General features: G+C 35.7%; 20 protein-coding genes and 3 pseudogenes. 20 read left to right on the top strand and 3 right to left on the bottom strand.

The window, feature by feature from the left end:
* Window position 1 precedes the first annotated feature (1 nt).
* The 17 genes and pseudogenes from OPR24_RS06350 to OPR24_RS06270 all read left to right on the top strand — a co-directional run.
* Window positions 2–226, top strand: a complete 225-nt coding sequence (locus tag OPR24_RS06350; protein ID WP_265032626.1) for a gpW family protein — start codon at window positions 2–4, stop codon at window positions 224–226.
* Window positions 227–235: 9 nt separating this feature from the next.
* The gene (locus OPR24_RS06345; protein WP_265032625.1) at window positions 236–691 is read left to right on the top strand and encodes a glycoside hydrolase family 25 protein; all 456 of its coding nucleotides are present in this window, start codon (window positions 236–238) and stop codon (window positions 689–691) included.
* 185 nt (window positions 692–876) lie between these two features.
* Complete coding sequence (locus OPR24_RS06340) at window positions 877–2,271, top strand: phage portal protein (protein ID WP_265032623.1); 1,395 nt, start codon at window positions 877–879, stop codon at window positions 2,269–2,271.
* Window positions 2,271–3,323: pseudogene (locus tag OPR24_RS06335) on the top strand (S49 family peptidase). The gene OPR24_RS06340 and the pseudogene OPR24_RS06335 overlap by 1 nt, the downstream one beginning before the upstream one ends.
* Window positions 3,324–3,389: 66 nt before the next feature.
* Window positions 3,390–3,758 carry a head decoration protein gene (locus OPR24_RS06330; protein WP_265032621.1) on the top strand — a complete coding sequence of 123 codons (369 nt, stop codon included), beginning with the start codon at window positions 3,390–3,392 and terminating at the stop codon, window positions 3,756–3,758.
* 25 nt (window positions 3,759–3,783) lie between these two features.
* A complete protein-coding gene (locus tag OPR24_RS06325) occupies window positions 3,784–4,788 on the top strand; it encodes a major capsid protein (protein ID WP_265032619.1) in 1,005 nt (334 codons plus the stop codon).
* Between the two features lie 74 nt (window positions 4,789–4,862).
* Window positions 4,863–5,183 (top strand): head-tail joining protein, encoded by a 321-nt coding sequence (locus OPR24_RS06320; RefSeq protein ID WP_265032617.1) that lies wholly within the window; start codon window positions 4,863–4,865, stop codon window positions 5,181–5,183.
* Window positions 5,176–5,697: a phage tail protein gene (locus OPR24_RS06315; protein ID WP_265032614.1), complete on the top strand. Its 522-nt coding sequence runs from the start codon at window positions 5,176–5,178 to the stop codon at window positions 5,695–5,697. Before OPR24_RS06320 ends, OPR24_RS06315 begins: the two co-directional genes overlap by 8 nt.
* Window positions 5,694–6,167, top strand: coding sequence for a hypothetical protein (locus OPR24_RS06310; RefSeq protein ID WP_265032613.1), 474 nt, complete (start codon window positions 5,694–5,696; stop codon window positions 6,165–6,167). Before OPR24_RS06315 ends, OPR24_RS06310 begins: the two co-directional genes overlap by 4 nt.
* Window positions 6,154–6,618, top strand: coding sequence for a phage baseplate assembly protein V (locus tag OPR24_RS06305; RefSeq protein ID WP_265032611.1), 465 nt, complete (start codon window positions 6,154–6,156; stop codon window positions 6,616–6,618). Before OPR24_RS06310 ends, OPR24_RS06305 begins: the two co-directional genes overlap by 14 nt.
* Window positions 6,619–6,629: 11 nt before the next feature.
* Window positions 6,630–6,884 carry a PAAR domain-containing protein gene (locus OPR24_RS06300; protein ID WP_265032609.1) on the top strand — a complete coding sequence of 85 codons (255 nt, stop codon included), beginning with the start codon at window positions 6,630–6,632 and terminating at the stop codon, window positions 6,882–6,884.
* A gap of 2 nt (window positions 6,885–6,886) precedes the next feature.
* The gene (locus OPR24_RS06295; protein ID WP_265032607.1) at window positions 6,887–7,222 is read left to right on the top strand and encodes a GPW/gp25 family protein; all 336 of its coding nucleotides are present in this window, start codon (window positions 6,887–6,889) and stop codon (window positions 7,220–7,222) included.
* Between the two features lie 2 nt (window positions 7,223–7,224).
* Window positions 7,225–8,025 (top strand): baseplate assembly protein, encoded by an 801-nt coding sequence (locus OPR24_RS06290; protein WP_265032605.1) that lies wholly within the window; start codon window positions 7,225–7,227, stop codon window positions 8,023–8,025.
* On the top strand, window positions 8,025–9,185 hold the full coding sequence (locus tag OPR24_RS06285) for a phage tail protein (RefSeq protein WP_265032603.1): 1,161 nt from the start codon (window positions 8,025–8,027) through the stop codon (window positions 9,183–9,185). The genes OPR24_RS06290 and OPR24_RS06285 overlap by 1 nt, the downstream gene beginning before the upstream one ends.
* A gap of 192 nt (window positions 9,186–9,377) precedes the next feature.
* Window positions 9,378–10,103: an ankyrin repeat domain-containing protein gene (locus OPR24_RS06280; RefSeq protein ID WP_265033993.1), complete on the top strand. Its 726-nt coding sequence runs from the start codon at window positions 9,378–9,380 to the stop codon at window positions 10,101–10,103.
* Between the two features lie 137 nt (window positions 10,104–10,240).
* Window positions 10,241–11,249 (top strand): annotated as a pseudogene (locus OPR24_RS06275) (IS630 family transposase).
* Between the two features lie 3 nt (window positions 11,250–11,252).
* Window positions 11,253–11,825 (top strand): annotated as a pseudogene (locus OPR24_RS06270) (efflux RND transporter periplasmic adaptor subunit); the annotation flags it as partial.
* Window positions 11,826–11,876: 51 nt separating this feature from the next.
* On the opposite strand, the gene grxD reads toward OPR24_RS06270, so the two are convergent.
* The 3 genes from grxD to OPR24_RS06255 all read right to left on the bottom strand — a co-directional run bounded on the left by grxD (window position 11,877) and on the right by OPR24_RS06255 (window position 13,856).
* Window positions 11,877–12,221, bottom strand: coding sequence for a Grx4 family monothiol glutaredoxin (gene grxD, locus OPR24_RS06265; RefSeq protein ID WP_265033233.1), 345 nt, complete (start codon window positions 12,219–12,221; stop codon window positions 11,877–11,879).
* 15 nt (window positions 12,222–12,236) lie between these two features.
* Entirely contained in the window at window positions 12,237–12,455 is a 219-nt protein-coding gene (locus OPR24_RS06260; RefSeq protein WP_265033231.1) for a BolA/IbaG family iron-sulfur metabolism protein, read from the bottom strand.
* A 78-nt stretch (window positions 12,456–12,533) separates the two neighbouring features.
* Entirely contained in the window at window positions 12,534–13,856 is a 1,323-nt protein-coding gene (locus OPR24_RS06255; protein ID WP_265033230.1) for a malic enzyme-like NAD(P)-binding protein, read from the bottom strand.
* 126 nt (window positions 13,857–13,982) lie between these two features.
* Between OPR24_RS06255 and pgsA the strand changes: the two genes are divergently transcribed.
* The 3 genes from pgsA (at window position 13,983) to OPR24_RS06240 (ending at window position 16,384) form a co-directional block, all read left to right on the top strand.
* On the top strand, window positions 13,983–14,525 hold the full coding sequence (pgsA, locus tag OPR24_RS06250; RefSeq protein WP_253309177.1) for a CDP-diacylglycerol--glycerol-3-phosphate 3-phosphatidyltransferase: 543 nt from the start codon (window positions 13,983–13,985) through the stop codon (window positions 14,523–14,525).
* A gap of 108 nt (window positions 14,526–14,633) precedes the next feature.
* Window positions 14,634–15,620: a hypothetical protein gene (locus OPR24_RS06245; protein WP_265033229.1), complete on the top strand. Its 987-nt coding sequence runs from the start codon at window positions 14,634–14,636 to the stop codon at window positions 15,618–15,620.
* 56 nt (window positions 15,621–15,676) lie between these two features.
* Window positions 15,677–16,384: an outer membrane protein assembly factor BamD gene (locus OPR24_RS06240; RefSeq protein ID WP_265033227.1), complete on the top strand. Its 708-nt coding sequence runs from the start codon at window positions 15,677–15,679 to the stop codon at window positions 16,382–16,384.
* Window positions 16,385–16,399: the final 15 nt, after the last annotated feature.

Here is a 16,399-nt window from a genome sequence, read left to right as displayed (position 1 = left end):
AATGTACAATCAAGAATATTTAAGTCAAGTCGAAGAAGCGATAAAAAAACTGCAAAGCGGAGAGCGAGTAGTATCAATTGCATATGGTGATCATGTTGTGAGATATGCTGAAGTTCAGATAAAGGATCTACTGAGCTTAAGACAACGTATTAAAGCTGAGCTGAAGATTGCTGGAATGAAGCCAAAGAGGAAAATTGTTTTTTCAACGAATAAGGGAATTATTTAAGGAAATGATATGAAAAAAGTTGTAGAAGAAGAATATTCTGAAAATAGAAGGAATATAACAAACGCAGTAGTAGATTTATCTTACTGTGATGAAAATGTAGACTTCAAATTAGCTAAGGAAGACAGCATAGCTGGTGTAGTTCATAAAGTAACACAAGGACTAAAATATGTAGATCCGAAATATGCTAAAAGGAGAAAAGCTGCTGAAAATGAAGGACTTCTCTGGGGTGCATATCATCTTGGAGTCTGGGGAAATGGTAAAGATCAAGCTGACTATTTTCTGGATAAAGTAGGTGATAATGCTCAAACTCTGCTTGCACTTGATATTCAGAAAAATCAGAATGAGAAAGATATAACACCAAAACAAGCAGAAGATTTTGTGAATAGAGTTCAAGAAAGAACTAATCGCTTACCATTGATTTGCGGAGGAGCTTATTTTCTAAAAGATTTTGCTATACCAATTTAAACTGAGTGTCCACTGTGGAAAATAAGATGGTCTAAACTACCAAAAGGATGGAGTAAGTGGGTTTTGTGGCAATACACTAATGGTCAAATGGGACCTGAACCGCGTTCAGTAAGAGGAATAGGACCATGTGATAGAAGTAAATTTAATGGAACAATAGAAGAATTAAAGAATTTTTGGTTATCAGGATGTTAAAGACCTTAAAACAACTATTTAGTAAGCCAAAAATCAAAAGTTCTGCATGGTATGCAGCAGGCTCAGGAAGAAGGGTAATGTATTGGCAAGGAGAAGCGGGAAGCATAAATAATTTGCTTTCTCAAAGCCTTGAGCACTTGCGTAGCAGCTCTCGTGATATGGTAAGAAAAAATCCATATGCAGCAAATATTATTGATACAATAGTAAGTAACTCTATTGGAACAGGAATAAAACCACAATCAAAAGCAAGAGATGGGGAATTTCGAAAGAAGGTGCAAGAATTATGGCTAAAATGGACAGATGAAGCAGACAGTAGTGGAGTAAGTGATTTTTATGGATTACAAGCTCTAGTATGCAGAAGTATGATAGAGGGAGGAGAATGTTTTGTACGTTTAAGAACGAGAAAGCTAGAGGATAGATTTTCTGTACCATTACAACTGCAAGTACTAGAATCAGAGCATTTGGACAATAAGAGCAATCAAACACTAGCCAATGGTAATGTAATAAGAAACGGGATTGAGTTCAATAGACTTGGGCAAAGAGAGGCATATTACTTATTTAGAGAACATCCAGGAGAAGGCTCGTTTGGAGAATCAGTGAGAGTACCAGCAAACGATGTTTTACATATCTATAGACCATTAAGACCTGGTCAGATTCGAGGAGAGCCATGGCTTTCTAATATACTGCTAAAGCTTTATGAGCTTGATCAATACGATGATGCAGAATTAGTGAGAAAAAAGACAGCAGCGATGTTTGCAGGATTTATTACAAGACTTGATCCTGAAGCAAATATTTTAGGAGAAGGCGAAGCAAATGAGCAAGGAGTAGCACTATCTGGCCTAGAACCTGGAACAATGCAGCTTTTAGACCCAGGTGAGGACATAAAATTTTCAGAACCATCAGATGTAGGAGGAAGTTATGAAGCATTCATGAGACAGCAGCTAAGGGCAATAGCAATAGGCACAGGGATAACATACGAGCAGCTAACAGGAGATTTAACAGGTGTTAATTATTCATCAATCAGAGCAGGATTAATAGAGTTTCGTCGTAGATGCGCTATGCTGCAACATAACATTATGGTATTCCAATTTTGTAGACCAGTATGGAGTAGATGGTTAGAACTTGCAACTTTATCTGGAGAACTTTCTACAACAGATAATCAAATATTTAAAGATGTAAAATGGATACCACAGGGATTTGATTGGGTGGATCCACTTAAAGACCAGCAAGCACAGCAAGTGGCAGTAAGAAATGGATTTAAGAGTCGAGCAGAGGTAGTATCAGAAATGGGTTACGATGTAGAAGAAATTGATCAAGAAATAGCAGAAGATCAAAAGCGTGCAAATAGTCTCAATTTAATGTTTGACTCTGATTGTAAAGGGTTATGATGCTCTTAGGAAAACCATTAATGCTTGAGCCAAGGAGTTTTGAGCTACTATCGCTATACAAAGAAAAACAGCCAATTTTCAAAAATCTCAAGCACTCCATCAAAAGTAACGTAGAAAGAACTGCAATTATACCAATTCATGGAATCTTGACGAAAAAACCAGGTGCGTTTGATGAAATGCTCGGGATGACATCATATGAGCAAATAGAAGCGCAAGTAAAGCAAGAATTAGCAGATAGTAGTATAGAGACTATTTTACTGGACATAGATAGCCCAGGAGGAGAGGTAAATGGAGTATTTGACTTAGCTGATTTTATCTATAGTGCAAGAGGAAAAAAGAGGATAATAGCGATAGCAAATGATGATGCATATTCTGCTGCATATGCTATAGCTTCTAGCGCTGAGAAGGTATTTGTGAGCAGAACTTCTGGTGTTGGCAGTATTGGAGTAATAGCAAGTCATATAGATCAAAGTGAATTTGATGAAAAACAGGGAGTAAAATATACGACAGTATTTGCAGGAAGTAGAAAAAATGATTTAAATCCACATGAGCCAATGACGTCTGAAAGTCTGGAAAGCTTACAAAAAGAAGTAGACCGACTATATGAAATGTTTGTGCAGCTAATAGCAAGAAACAGAGGTCTTTCAATTGAAAAGATTCGATCAACAGAAGCAGGGCTTTATTTTGGTGAAAATGCAGTAGAGATAGGCCTTGCAGACGGAATTACAATTCTTTCGGAGTTAAAATCTATTAATAAAAACAGGAGTATTACTATGAATGAACAAACTACAACTGACCTAGAAACTGATAATTTAACTAAGTATCGTACTGAAGTTCTTTAATTAATACGTTTATGTAACTTATCACGAATGCCAGAGAAAATAGGAGAATTTATTGAGCAGGGCGTAAGTGTTGAGCAAGCTAGGGAAGTTTTAATGGAACTGCTAGCAGAGCGAACGAAGAAGACAGAGATACTGAGTGCAATACCACAGAATTCAGGAGAAGAGTTGATGATGCAGGTAGCTAAAGCTAGAGCACAATCAAGTATTTAAGTTTTTTTATAACCGCCGTATATAGCATTGATAAAAGCGGCGGTAAGCAGTTAAGGAGAGAAATTTATGAGTTGTATAAGCGAACAAAATAATCTGGGTGAACTATTAAAGTATGAGGCATCAAGTCTATATTCAAGAGATCAGATAACAGTAGCCAAAGGGCAGAACCTAAAGCTTGGTACAGTAGTGGCTCTCGATAAAGATAGCATGGTTAAGATAATAAATCCAACTGCCACAGATGGTACACAAACAGCGATAGGTGTAATAGCAAGCGATGCAAACGCAAAGGAAAATAGTAAAGGAGTAATTATTGCTCGTGGTGCAATGCTAGCAGATCATGCAATTGTGTGGCCAACAAATATCACTGAAGAGCAAAAAGCTGCAGCAATAAAGCAACTTGAAGCACGAGGGATCATTGTCCGCAAGGGAGTGTAACTTAAATTAATAAGGGGGAAAAAGAATGCAAAATCCATTTACAAATACAGCATTTAGCATGACGGCACTAACAAATGCGATGAATATATTGCCGGTAAATTATGGACGTGTTGAAAATTTAAATTTATTTCCAAGTAGGTCAGTAAGATTTAGACATATTACAATAGAAGAGCACAACGGAGTGTTAAGTTTACTACCAACGCAAGTACCCGGAGCACCAGCAACAGTAGGAAAAAGAGGAAAAAGAAAGGTAAGAACGTTTACAATTCCGCATATTCCGCATGATGATGTAGTTCTGCCAGAGGAAATACAGGGAATAAGGGCATTTGGATCAGAGAGTGAACTTAAAGCGCTGGCAGATGTAATAACCGATCATTTACAGCTAATGAGAAACAAACATGCAATAACGTTAGAGCATTTGCGAATGGGAGCGCTGAAAGGAATAATTTTAGATGCTGATGGCAGTGAATTATTAAATCTGTACAACGAATTTGAAATCACGCCAAAAGTAGTAAATTTTGCACTAGGAACAGCAACAACAGATGTAAAACGTAAGTGTCTGGAAGTATTGAGGCACATAGAAGATAACCTAAGTGGTGAATACATGACTGGAATTCATGCCTTGGTAAGCCCTGAGTTTTTTGATGCACTAACTTCTCATGCTAAAGTAAAAGAAGCATATGAGAGATGGCAAGAAGGAGCAGCGCTAAGGAATGATATGAGGTCAGGATTTACGTTCTGTGGAATCACATTTGAGGAATATAGAGGGCAAGCAACTGACCCTGAAGGAACCGTAAGAAGATTTATAGAAAGAGATACGGGACACTGTTTTCCACTAGGAACAGCAAGCACATTTACAACATATTTTGCACCAGCAGATTTTAATGAAACAGTAAATACTCTTGGACAGCCACTATATGCAAAACAAGAACCAAGAAGATTTGATAGAGGAACAGATTTACATACACAGTCAAATCCTCTGCCAATGTGCCATCGTCCGGCCTTTTTGGTAAAAGTCGCTACAACATAACAATACTAACTAAAAAGCAGTGAGGCGTAAGACTACCCTATCAGCATATACCTTATTAGCATACTTATGAAAGAATGCAAGAAAATATTAAGCGATTGTTGAAAGATTGTTTTGCCCATTTAGGGAAGACAGCCTTGTATGAGTCGAAGGATAAGTCATATATGGTACAAGTATTAAAGCAAGAGCCAGATAAATTATACGAGATTGGTGAAGGACAATTTGTGGAAGAGATGCTTTTTCTTGAGGTAAACGTTTTTGATGTACTGAGGCCGATGGTGGGAGATATTTTTGTTATTGATGGTCGTAAATATAAAGTATATTCTCCACCGCTGCGAGATAATTCAGGAATAGTATGGAATATAAAATGTACAGTACTTGGAGAGAAGGATGTTTAACATTGAGGTTAATGAAAATATTGAGAGGATTATTCACAACATTGATGCTAACAAAGCCAAAATAGAATTGGCAGCGGTAATAGCACTAAACAAAACGGCATCATGGTTAAAAGCGCAAGCAACTAAGGAAATCAGTGAGGAAAAGAGAATAAAATTAACGGTAATAAGGAAAAGACTAAGGGTTGTTAAGGCTAATAGAAATACATTGACAGCTTTAGTTAGAGCAAACCTCTATGATGTAAAGGTATCATCAATTGGAAGAATGAAGCAAGGAAAAAAAGGGGCAGAAATTGGAAAATATCAGATTACAGGAGCATTTATAGCAACGATGCCAAGAGGTTATAAAGGAGCTTTCAAACGCGAGGGAAAAACAGCATTACCAATAAAGGAAGTTAAATTGCCATTGGAACCTGAAGCTTCAAGGATAATAGAGAATTTTGTTAATTATGAAGTTGAGGAAGTGTTTGAAAAGTTCTTTGAAAGTGAATTGAGTTATATTACAAGAAATGTATGAATTTTAAAGATTTGCATAATGCAATCTGCACTACGCTGAAGAGAGAAATACCAGCAATTCAAACTTGTGAGGTTTATCCAGCAATAAGGAAAGAATTGATAGCACCAGCGTTATTTGTAGAGCTTGTGAGTTTAGAATCGGGAAAAGATTCAGGAACGGAGGAATTGGCGCTGAGAGGTAGATTTGAAGCAAGAGTGATAGTTGATAGTACAATAGAAAGTGCACCGATAATTGTGAGAGAATTATCAGCGGAAGTTGCAAGAGTAGTAAATAAGAATACTTGGGAAACGGAAAAAATTTCGCCAGGAGAATTTATATCTGCGGAAACAGATGGATTTAGGCCAGAATTGGATGCATATTTAGTATGGATGGTAGACTGGGTGCATGAGCTACACTTAGGAAAATCAATATGGTCAGGAACTGGTATCATACCACATACAATAAGTGTTGGCGAAAATGTTAGACCATAATTTTGCAATTTCAGAGCTAAATAGAAAATTAGCGAATATCATTCGTATAGGGCTTGTAAAAGAAATAGATTATGAAAAAGCAAAAGTAAGAGTGAAAATAGGAGAATTTTTAACAGATTATTTACCGTGGATAACGAGCAAAGCAGGAAAAGATAGAGATTGGTCTCCTCCAGATATCGATGAACAAGTAATAGTATTTTCTCCTCTTGGAGAACTATCATTAGGAGTAGTATTGCCAGGAATATATCAGGAAAAATACCCTGAACCAGAGAATAAAAAAGAAATGAATAGTGTAAAATTTCAAGATGGAACAAAATTGTTATATGATAAAGAGAAGCATCATTTAGAGATTGAGGTAGTGGACAAAATAACACTAAAAGCTGGAGAATCAAATATAGAGATGACAAAGAGCGAAATAAACCTAAAAGCAAAAAGAATAAATCTAAATTAAATAGAAAAGGAATGAAAAAATCAGTTGTGCGAGTAGGAGATTATTGTGTAGAAGCAACACCGCATTTCTGCATTAGCGGCAGTAACAATGTTTTTGTAAATGGTAAGCCAATGTGCAGACAGGGAGACAGTTTTAGTGAAGGAAGAGCATTAACTGAAGGATCAAAAACAGTATTTGCAAATGGTCTTAGTGTAGGAAGAGTAGGAGATATAGTTTCATGTGGGTTTAAAGTAATAAAAGGCAGTGAAAGCGTCTTTGCAAAATAGAAATGAAGGGAATGGATGCTAAAACAGGTAAGGCATTAGAAGGTTTGGAGCATTTAAAACAATCAATTACTGATATTTTAACCACTCCTATTGGATCACGTATTATGAGAAGAGAGTATGGATCAAGATTATTTGAATTAGTAGATAAGCCAGTAAATCGTGATTTTACACTAGAAATTTACACAGCAACAGCAGAAGCACTACAAAAATGGGAAAAGAGATTTAAGTTAGAAAAAGTAAAAATAACAGAAGTGAAAGAAGGAAAAGTAACGCTTGACCTAGAAGGATTGTACTTACCAATGGGGGAAAAGATTCGCTTTGATAGAGTTGTGGTATAAAGATGGAGCAGCCTAACATTATTGAGCCACTGAACTTCGAAGAAATCTTTTCACGTATGAAGGAGGAGTTGATACGTCGAGACTCAAGTTTTACAGCATTAGTAGAAAGTGACCCAGCGATGAAGGTATTAGAAGTAGCAGCATGGCGAGAACTTTTGCTGAGAGAAAGAATAAAAGAAGCGGTAAAAAGTAATTTACTGAAGTTTGCGACGGGAAATGATCTTGATAATTTAGCTGAATTTTACGGAGTTGCAAGGGAAAAAGAAGAAAAAGATGAAAATTTTAGGAAAAGGATTAAAGCAAAAATAGTAGGCTGGAGTACTGGAGGAAATTATCGGTATTATGCATTATCAGCAGATACGAGAGTAAAAGATGCATTAGTAGAATCACCTGTACCAGGAAAAGTACAAGTTTCGATCTTATCAACACAATTATCCACAACTGGCATACCCCAAGAAGAATTACTAGAAATTGTCAGAAATCAACTAAACAGGGAGGATGTGAGGATTTTAACAGATACAATAGAAGTGGTAAGTTGCAATATTATAGAAGTAGATATCCACAGTAAAATTAGCATTAACAGACCAGACATCATTGAAACGGTGAAGAAGAAATTTATCGAAAAATTTGAAACAACGAAAAGATTAGGATGGAAAGTAACGAAATCATGGATTATAGCCAACCTGTTTGTGGATGGGGTAGAAAACGTAGAATTAATCGAGCCAAGAGAGGATGTTGTGGTACTGGGGAATGAGTGTGCTATTTTGCAAAGCTTAAATATTGAACTAATGGGTAAAAGTTAATGTTATTACCCCCAAACGCAACAAAGCAAGAAAAAGCGCTGGTTGATGCAATAGACTACAAAGTAGAACCAAGCAGGATAAGAGGATTTAAGTTTAATCCTAAAAATGAAATATTGCCATGGATAATAGAGGAATATGGGTTAGAAGAGATTCTGCGTTGGGCAAAAGAGAAAAGAAGAGCGATAAAAGAAGGAATAAAATTTCAGCGTTTAAGAGGAACACCAGCGTCACTGAAAATAGCATTAAAATGGGCAAGTATAGAAGATATTACGATTATTGAAGAGCCACCTGGTAAACATTTCTTTGAATTACAGATAGGGATAAGAGACGTACCAAATGATTTTTTTGTTGATGCAGTAGTAGAGCTGGCAAAACTATCACTGCCTGTAAGATCCAGATTGATGAGGATTTTTAACGATTATTATAATGCGCAGAGATTTATATTGGATGAGAGTTTATTTGGAGATCTTCTTTCTGACTATTCGGGGGTAAAAATAGAAAAAGATGGACCAGTGTTATCATTTGGGAGAGTAAATTTTTTCAGGTCTAGTGGTCCAGTTATTAGGATTATAGAAAACTATCTACGCGATCATTATGAACGAGCTTTAAGCAATGATATATATCGCCTAGATGTAGCAATACTTGGAGAAACCGAGTCCCACATGAAGAATTACAGAGGCATCTATGAAAGAAATCATGTGTGGTATAACTTCAAAGCGCTATATCCGCTACCACAGAGCTTATTACCGGCAATTAAGTTTGCTAAAGCGCAGATAGTATTGTCGGATAGTTGGAATTTGGGAGAAATAAACGCATGTTTTCCGGTTACGAGCGTAGAAGAGGAAGGGGATAAATTTTTACTAGGAAGTAGCAAACTATCTGAACAACTGTGGAATTTAAAATACAAGCCAATTTTAGAAAGGTTTAGCGTTACTCATCATTACAAGGTAGAAGATTTTACCAACCAAAAAGTTATAAGATTTGGTATAGCAGAGCACTATGTTCATTATGAAAGCGATTTAGATTTAAAACAAAAGGATGCAATACATGAATTAGAAAGTTACATTTTGGTGTTTTACCCAGGTGTACTAACGTGGCACGAACATCGACATTTGAACAGGTCCTGGGAAGAAAAACAACCTATATGCTTAATGAGTTAAATACATATATTTACATCTTCACATAATGCATTAATATTCGGTAAAAGTGTGTGTTTTTTGAAAAAAAGAAGTTGCTTTTCCATGCCAAGACAGCTATAAATTAGGTAGGTGTAGGTAAACATAACAAATTGATCTTGCACTGAAGTGAGCCAAATTGGCCATTTTATGTATGTTTTTATAGTGAAGTATGAAATGAGGTTTAGCAAGGAAAAGAGAGAAGCTTTTAATAAGTCATTTTATGAATTATTAGAGAACTCGTTTAAGAATATTAATGAAAAAGATGAAAAAGGAGAAACGATACTACATAAGGCAGCAAGAATGTCGACAAGAGAAAAAGTAAGTTTTCTAGTCAAGAAAGGAGCGGACATCAATGCAAGAGATAACAAAGGTTTTACACCATTGCACTGGGCAGTATTTGCGAGAAATTTAGAAAATGTAAAAGTGCTGATAAGGGGAGGAGCAGAAATAAATGCCACTCAATATATCAGCGGATGTGCGCCACTGCACTCTGCATGTAGGATAGGGGCAGGAATTGCAATAATAAAAGAGCTAGTAAAAGCAGGAGCTGCCATTAATCAACTGGATAAATATGGTGCAACACCAATGTATTATATATGGGAGAGTGAAAGGTATTGCCTATGGGATAATGGAGAGAATGAAAAGGCGAGAAAATTCATGAGAGAACAAGGTGGAATAACAAAAAGTAGAAAAGTGACATGCTATGAAATAGAGAATTTAGTGGAAGAAATAGCATATATGTTGGATAGAAGCTATTTACCAGAGTTAAAAATAATAGAGATAAAAGAAATAAGAAAGAGAGATAAGGCGCTAATAAGGGAAGAGTGTAAAAATTTAGCAAGCAAGATAATGTGCAAAGTGAACGAAATGATTGATGAGGTGGTGAGAAGGAAAGCTTAAAAAAGGGACTTAATTTTAAAGAAAGGTGGGGTAGATTATGATAAAGCTTGGTAATACCAATTCCCATTACAAGGCAAACAGATGGACAATGATGGAAGAAAAGCCATAATGAAGCAAGTAAAATAGTTGAGGTATAAATGGCATTAAGATCAAAATTATTGGATGAAAAAGTAGTAGAATCAGCAAAAGAAATGCTGAAGAAAGTAAGGAACAATGCATATGTTTCAAAAAAACTAAATGCTGTAATTGCAGCAAAAAAGCATAGTATAACGGCTGTAGCAAAAATATATTGCATTTCAAGAAGCGCACTAACTTCGTGGGTAAAACTCTTGAAATTTGGCAGAAAAGAAAAACTGTTTACTCCTCCACAACGGCGTAGAAAAACTAAATTAAATCAGGATCAACTACGGCAAATTGAAGAGTGGATAGAAGAAAATCCTAATATTACCATTAAAGAAATGAGAATAAGAATCCAGGAAAAGTTCGGATTAAATATCAGCAAATCTACAGTACACCGCTATATGCAAAAGATGAAATTCTCATATATTACACCCAGACCAGTTCATAATGGACAAGATAAAAGCAAACAAGAGGAATTCAAAAAAAAATCTCAATGGAGCTATTAGCAAGTATCCAGAAAAAGAGCTATTTTTCTTTGATGAATCAAGGTTTGGCACACATTCAAAGGTTGGACATGGGTGGTTTAAAAAGGGGATTAGAACACAGGTTAAAACAAAATTAGTTAGGCAAAATTTCTATCTCTATAGTGCGGTTAATCCTAGAAATGGAGAGAGTTCTAGCTTATTTGCACCAAATGTCAACACTGATTGCATGAACATATTTCTTGAGCAGATGTCGCAATATCTAGAAACACGAGAGGCTTTTCTCGTTATGGACTGTGCTAGTTGGCATAGGTCAAAAAATTTAAAGGTAGCTAAAAATATCGACATTATATACCTACCTACATATTCACCTGAGCTAAATCTTGTTGAGAGGCTTTGGTTATATATAAAACAGAACATTTTGCGCAATAAAATATACGATACAATTGCTCTGCTTTAGGGTGCTTTGTGCAAATTTATTACTTCTCTTGCCAGCTCCACAATTAAACAACTCTGCAATTTCTCCTATTTGACTGACCAATAATGAGAATTGGTATTAGAAAATACTGCAGTCAAATTTCCTATAGATGGTTATATTGATAAAATCAATGCAAACGAAGGGGATTTTGTTAATGCTGGGCAAAAAATAGCTGACGTGGTTGATTTCGATCAAATTCTTGTGGTGTTATACGTTTCGGAAAATGAAGTAAATAAAATAGAGCTAGGCAGCACAGCTCAAATTGGTTTACTGGACGGAAAAGAATTGGCAGGTGAAGTAAGTTTTATTAGTAAAATTGCTGAGCCTAAAACTGGGTCTTATAGGGTAGAGGTAAAGGTAATTAATAATAAAATGATATCCTTGCAGGGACTAACTGCCAACGTAAGACTACCTTCAGGCGAAAGATTTGCATATAAAGTTCCTTCTTCAGCCCTGAGCTTAAGTGACGAGGGTGCTCTTGGAACAAAGATTGTTGATGACAATAATTATGTAATATTTGTACCAATAGAAATTGTTGATCATGAGAGCGATGGGGTTTGGATAGTAGCAAATAACGAAGGTAAACCCATAAAGTTAATAGTATTGGGCCACCTATTTGTTAAGCCTGGTGATAAGGTTTAAGACATAAGATCCTTTTTCATAGCTTATACTACGTTATACCAATCCCAGCGTCTAGGCACTGGTTTCTTGGTACTTATTCCACAATATTTTTTTTTCCTTCAATAAATTTTGCAGTTCGCCTTTTTCGTACATCTCGCGAGTGATGTCGCAACCACCGATAAACTCTTCCTTTATATATAATTGTGGAATTGTTGGCCAATCAGAAAACTTTTTTATAGATTCACGTATTTCATCATTCTCCAACACGTTAATATACTTAAACTTCACGTTCAATTTTTTTAGAATTGACACGACGAGTCCAGAGAATCCGCATTGAGGAAAATCAGAAGTGCCTTTCATGTACAACACCACATCATTTTCCGCTATATCTTTTTTTATTTGTTCAAAACTGCTCATAAATTCACCTTATTTTTAAGTATTAGTTTCCAGTTGCAAGGCGTGTGTAGACTGACCTTCCAGAGCTTTATATACCATTTTATGCTGTTCTATTTTTGTCTTTCCAAGAAAGCGCTTGGAGGTTATTTTTAAATGATAATGATCATCATCTCCAGCAAGGTCATGAACCTTTATATCAGCGCCGGGGAACGATTGTTTGATGATCCTTTCTAATTCGTGAATTGCAATGGTCATTAATTTGCTTTAAATTACAATACTTTCATTATAAATCTAAAACGACTGGGTGCAATTGAATTATTGATTATATGGTTACTAATATTGTAAAGACAGTAGATTCAGCGTGTTAAGTGCACTAGCAAGGCGAGATTTTAATTGATTTTCATATTTACTCCAATCTTGTATTGCCTTTCTTGCAATACCTGAATCAACTGCGGCTTTTGCAACAGCAGGAGATACTATAGAAATTAATCTTGGGTCAAATGGAGTAGGTATTATATATTCACGTCCATAGCTCATTTTACGACCGCCATAGGCTGCAGATATCTCGTCAGACACTGGCTCACGGGCAAGCTTTGCTATTGCATCTGCAGCTGCAATTTTCATCTCATCATTTATTGTTGTTGCATGTACATCAAGCGCTCCTCTGAATATATAAGGAAATCCCATTACGTTGTTGACTTGATTGTTGTAATCTGACCTGCCAGTTGCGATTATTGCATCTGGCCTCACAGATTTTGCAAACTCAGGCCTTACTTCTGGATCGGGGTTGGCGAGAGCGAAAATAATCGGGTCTTTGCCCATACTCTTTAACATCTCTTCATTTAACACATCTTTTGCAGATAATCCGATGAATACATCAGCGCCTTTTATTGTATCAAGTAGAGAACGTTCGGAAGTATCAATTGCATATTTTTCTTTCCACTCATTCATGTCCTCGTTTCTACCTTTGTATATTACTCCTTGTTTATCACACAGCACTATATTTTTAGCGCCCATGGACTTTAGTATTTCTAAACATGCAATACCGGCTGCTCCAGCTCCATTCATAATGATCTTAACGTCCTCTAATTTCTTTCCGACAATATCAAGAGAATTTTCTATACCAGCTGCAACAACCACTGCAGTTCCGTGCTGGTCATCATGGAACACTGGAATATCCATCAGTTCATTCAGACGTTTCTCTATTATAAAACAATCGGGAGATCTTATATCCTCTAAATTTATCCCCCCCCAACTTGGCCCAAGGTACTTTACTGCATTGATAAAATCTTCTATATTTTCTGTACTAACTTCTATATCAACTGCATCAATATCAGCAAAACGCTTAAATAAAACAGCTTTGCCTTCCATGACAGGTTTTGCAGCAAGAGGACCGATATTACCAAGCCCAAGCACTGCAGTGCCATTTGAAATGACAGCTACAAAATTGCTTTTTGCCGTATAATCATAAACAACCTCAGGATTTTTAACTATTTCAAGGCACGGAGCTGCAACGCCAGGAGAATAAGCAAGTGACAAATCATACTGGGTAGATAAAGGTTTTGTTGGCATGATTGAAATTTTACCAGGGTTACCACCTCTACTGTGATACTTAAGTGCCTCTTGTTTTGTGGTATTATCTAAATCATCGTTCATTCTTATATTTTAAGCTTGTAATTTTTAAGTATATGGAGTTTTTATAAATGTTCAATTGTAAACTATTAGCTTGTGAACTCTGTTGTACTTCTGTATAAGTTTACCTATTACGTAAGATTATATTACATGCTTAAGAAAAACGTGCCTAATTTGCTTACAATTTCTCGTGCACTTGCAATACCAGCAATAATATTAAGTTTTTATATAGAAAATAAATATGCAGGCCTGATAACAATATCAATCTTTGTGTTTGCGTGCATTACGGATTTTTTTGATGGTTACTTGGCGCGTGCGTGGAAAGTCCAATCAAAGTTTGGCAAGCTATTTGATCCAATTGCTGATAAATTAATAGTGGTTTCAACGATAATTATGCTAGTTTATAAGCAGAAGATAAATGATTTTACAATAGTACCATCGATTATCATCATCTGTAGGGAAATATTAGTTTCGGGTTTACGGGAGTTCCTTATAGCTATAAATGTTAGTCTACCTGTAAGCAAAGCTGGCAAAATTAAAACATTTTTGCAGATGGTTGCTGTAGTAGCGCTAATAATGAACGATTACGACACAACTCAATATATAGGTGCAATTTGTTTATGGGTTGCAGCTATTATAACTATGTGGTCAGGCTATAATTATATCCTAGCCGGCATCAAACAGGTTGACTGAATTTCTTGAGAAACAGTTAATATACAAAAATGGTTAACATTTTTATAATATTGACTGAATAGTTAAAATCCTGTATAATATATTAGTTCATAAATCAACGGGATCTATATGACTGGTAACCCTAAGACTACGTTTTCTCCTGGAGATTTTTGGCTGACAGTTGATAAGGAAGTCAAAAAAGAAAGGTCAGAACAAGAGTCATTAACACTAAAAGAAGAAGCGGAAAAAAAGAAGAAACTCGAACAGGAGTTATTAATGCTAAAAGTAGGAGAAGCAGAAAAAAAGAAGAAGCTAGAACAAGAGCTATTAACACTAAAAAAAAGAGAGCTATATAGACAATGTGTATCATTGGCAACAATGGTCCCATTTGCATTGCTGATGGCGATTGAACTGGAAAAAACATGTAGCGATCAGGTATTACTTGGCTTGATAAGTGGCGCGCTAAGCCACACTATATTACCTTCTATGGTCCTATCTCTTATTTGTACGCTATATTTAATTTACAATAATAGGAAAATAGCACAAAAAGAACGAGAGTTGGAGAATATTGAAAATGGAGAGGAAGTAAAGGAAAAAGGGCATAATATTTCTGATATAGGTCAGTGTTTGATCTATATTGAGGCTATAACAACTGCACTGATTATTGTAGGTATGATAATGGGTGAAACATCTTCGCTTGAAGCAGCAGAGGATACAATTTTATTTCTTGCCAATGCAATTGCTTTTCTTGTAACTCTTGTTTCTTATATTGATGAGCATGAAAAAAATAAGAAAAAGGAAACAGAAAAATCTAATCTTGATGAAAAATCTAGCAAGAAAACTAGCAATATATCTGTAGCCGGATTGGCGCTTGCTGGTTCTTCTATATTTTTAATAAGAAGGATAATGTTAATGGCATTAGCATCGTCCTTAAATCCTCCTGTTGGGCCTACTTTAGGCTTGATAGGTATTGCACTTTTTATGGTTGTACAGATATTAACTACACATTCCTACAGCAAAACGCTGAAAGATCCAAAAGTGGAAGGACAAGGTAAATCGAGGAATGTAGGTAGTTCTGACCGTAGTTATAAAGAGGAAGGACAGGCTATTGCCTAAGAAATTTATTTAAGTAATATTTAGGTCTATACTTTATTTTGATCGAAAAAAATCTTATGTATAAGACTTTAATCACGTGCTTTATTTTCCTAATTTGCTCCTTTACACAATCGTATGCGAATGATCTTGAAAAAACTGAAACTGAACTATATAAAGAAGCAGTTGAACTTTTTGACCAGAAAAAATATAAACAAGCTATTAGGGCATTTCAAAAGATAGAGGATTTGTATCCTTTTTCTTATTGGGCAATGAAAGCAAAATTATTATCTGGGGTTTCTCACTATAATATGGGTAACTATAGAAGTGCTGCAAGTGATATGGATGATTATATATATGTTTATTCAAATGGTGAAGATTTACCATATGTATACTACTTAAGAGTATTATCTTATTACATGCAAATTAATAAAGTGCAACTTGGACAGCAAACTGCATATAAAACTTTAGAGCTGGCTACAGAGTACATTAATCTCTTTCCAGGCAGCGAATATGTAGACGAGATGAAGGAAAAAGCAAAGCTGATCACAGAGCATATATCAACAAAAGAGTACTCTATCGGTAAATTTTACCTGAGGCGTGGTGAATATTTGGCAGCAATTAAGCGTTTCCAGAATATAGCAAGCTATAAAGATTCTAAACATTTTTCTAAATCTATTAACTATTTAATAGCAGCCCATTCAGCTATTGGCCTTGACTTAGAAGCTGAACAGTATGAAAGTATGTTATTAGCAGAAAACCTGCAAGATGCCAAGCCAGAGGCTTGAAAATTTGCTTTAGCT

Source organism: Wolbachia endosymbiont (group A) of Sicus ferrugineus (genome assembly GCF_947251515.1).
Taxonomy (GTDB): Bacteria; Pseudomonadota; Alphaproteobacteria; order Rickettsiales; family Anaplasmataceae; genus Wolbachia.
This window is presented reverse-complemented; position numbering and strand designations above follow the sequence as displayed.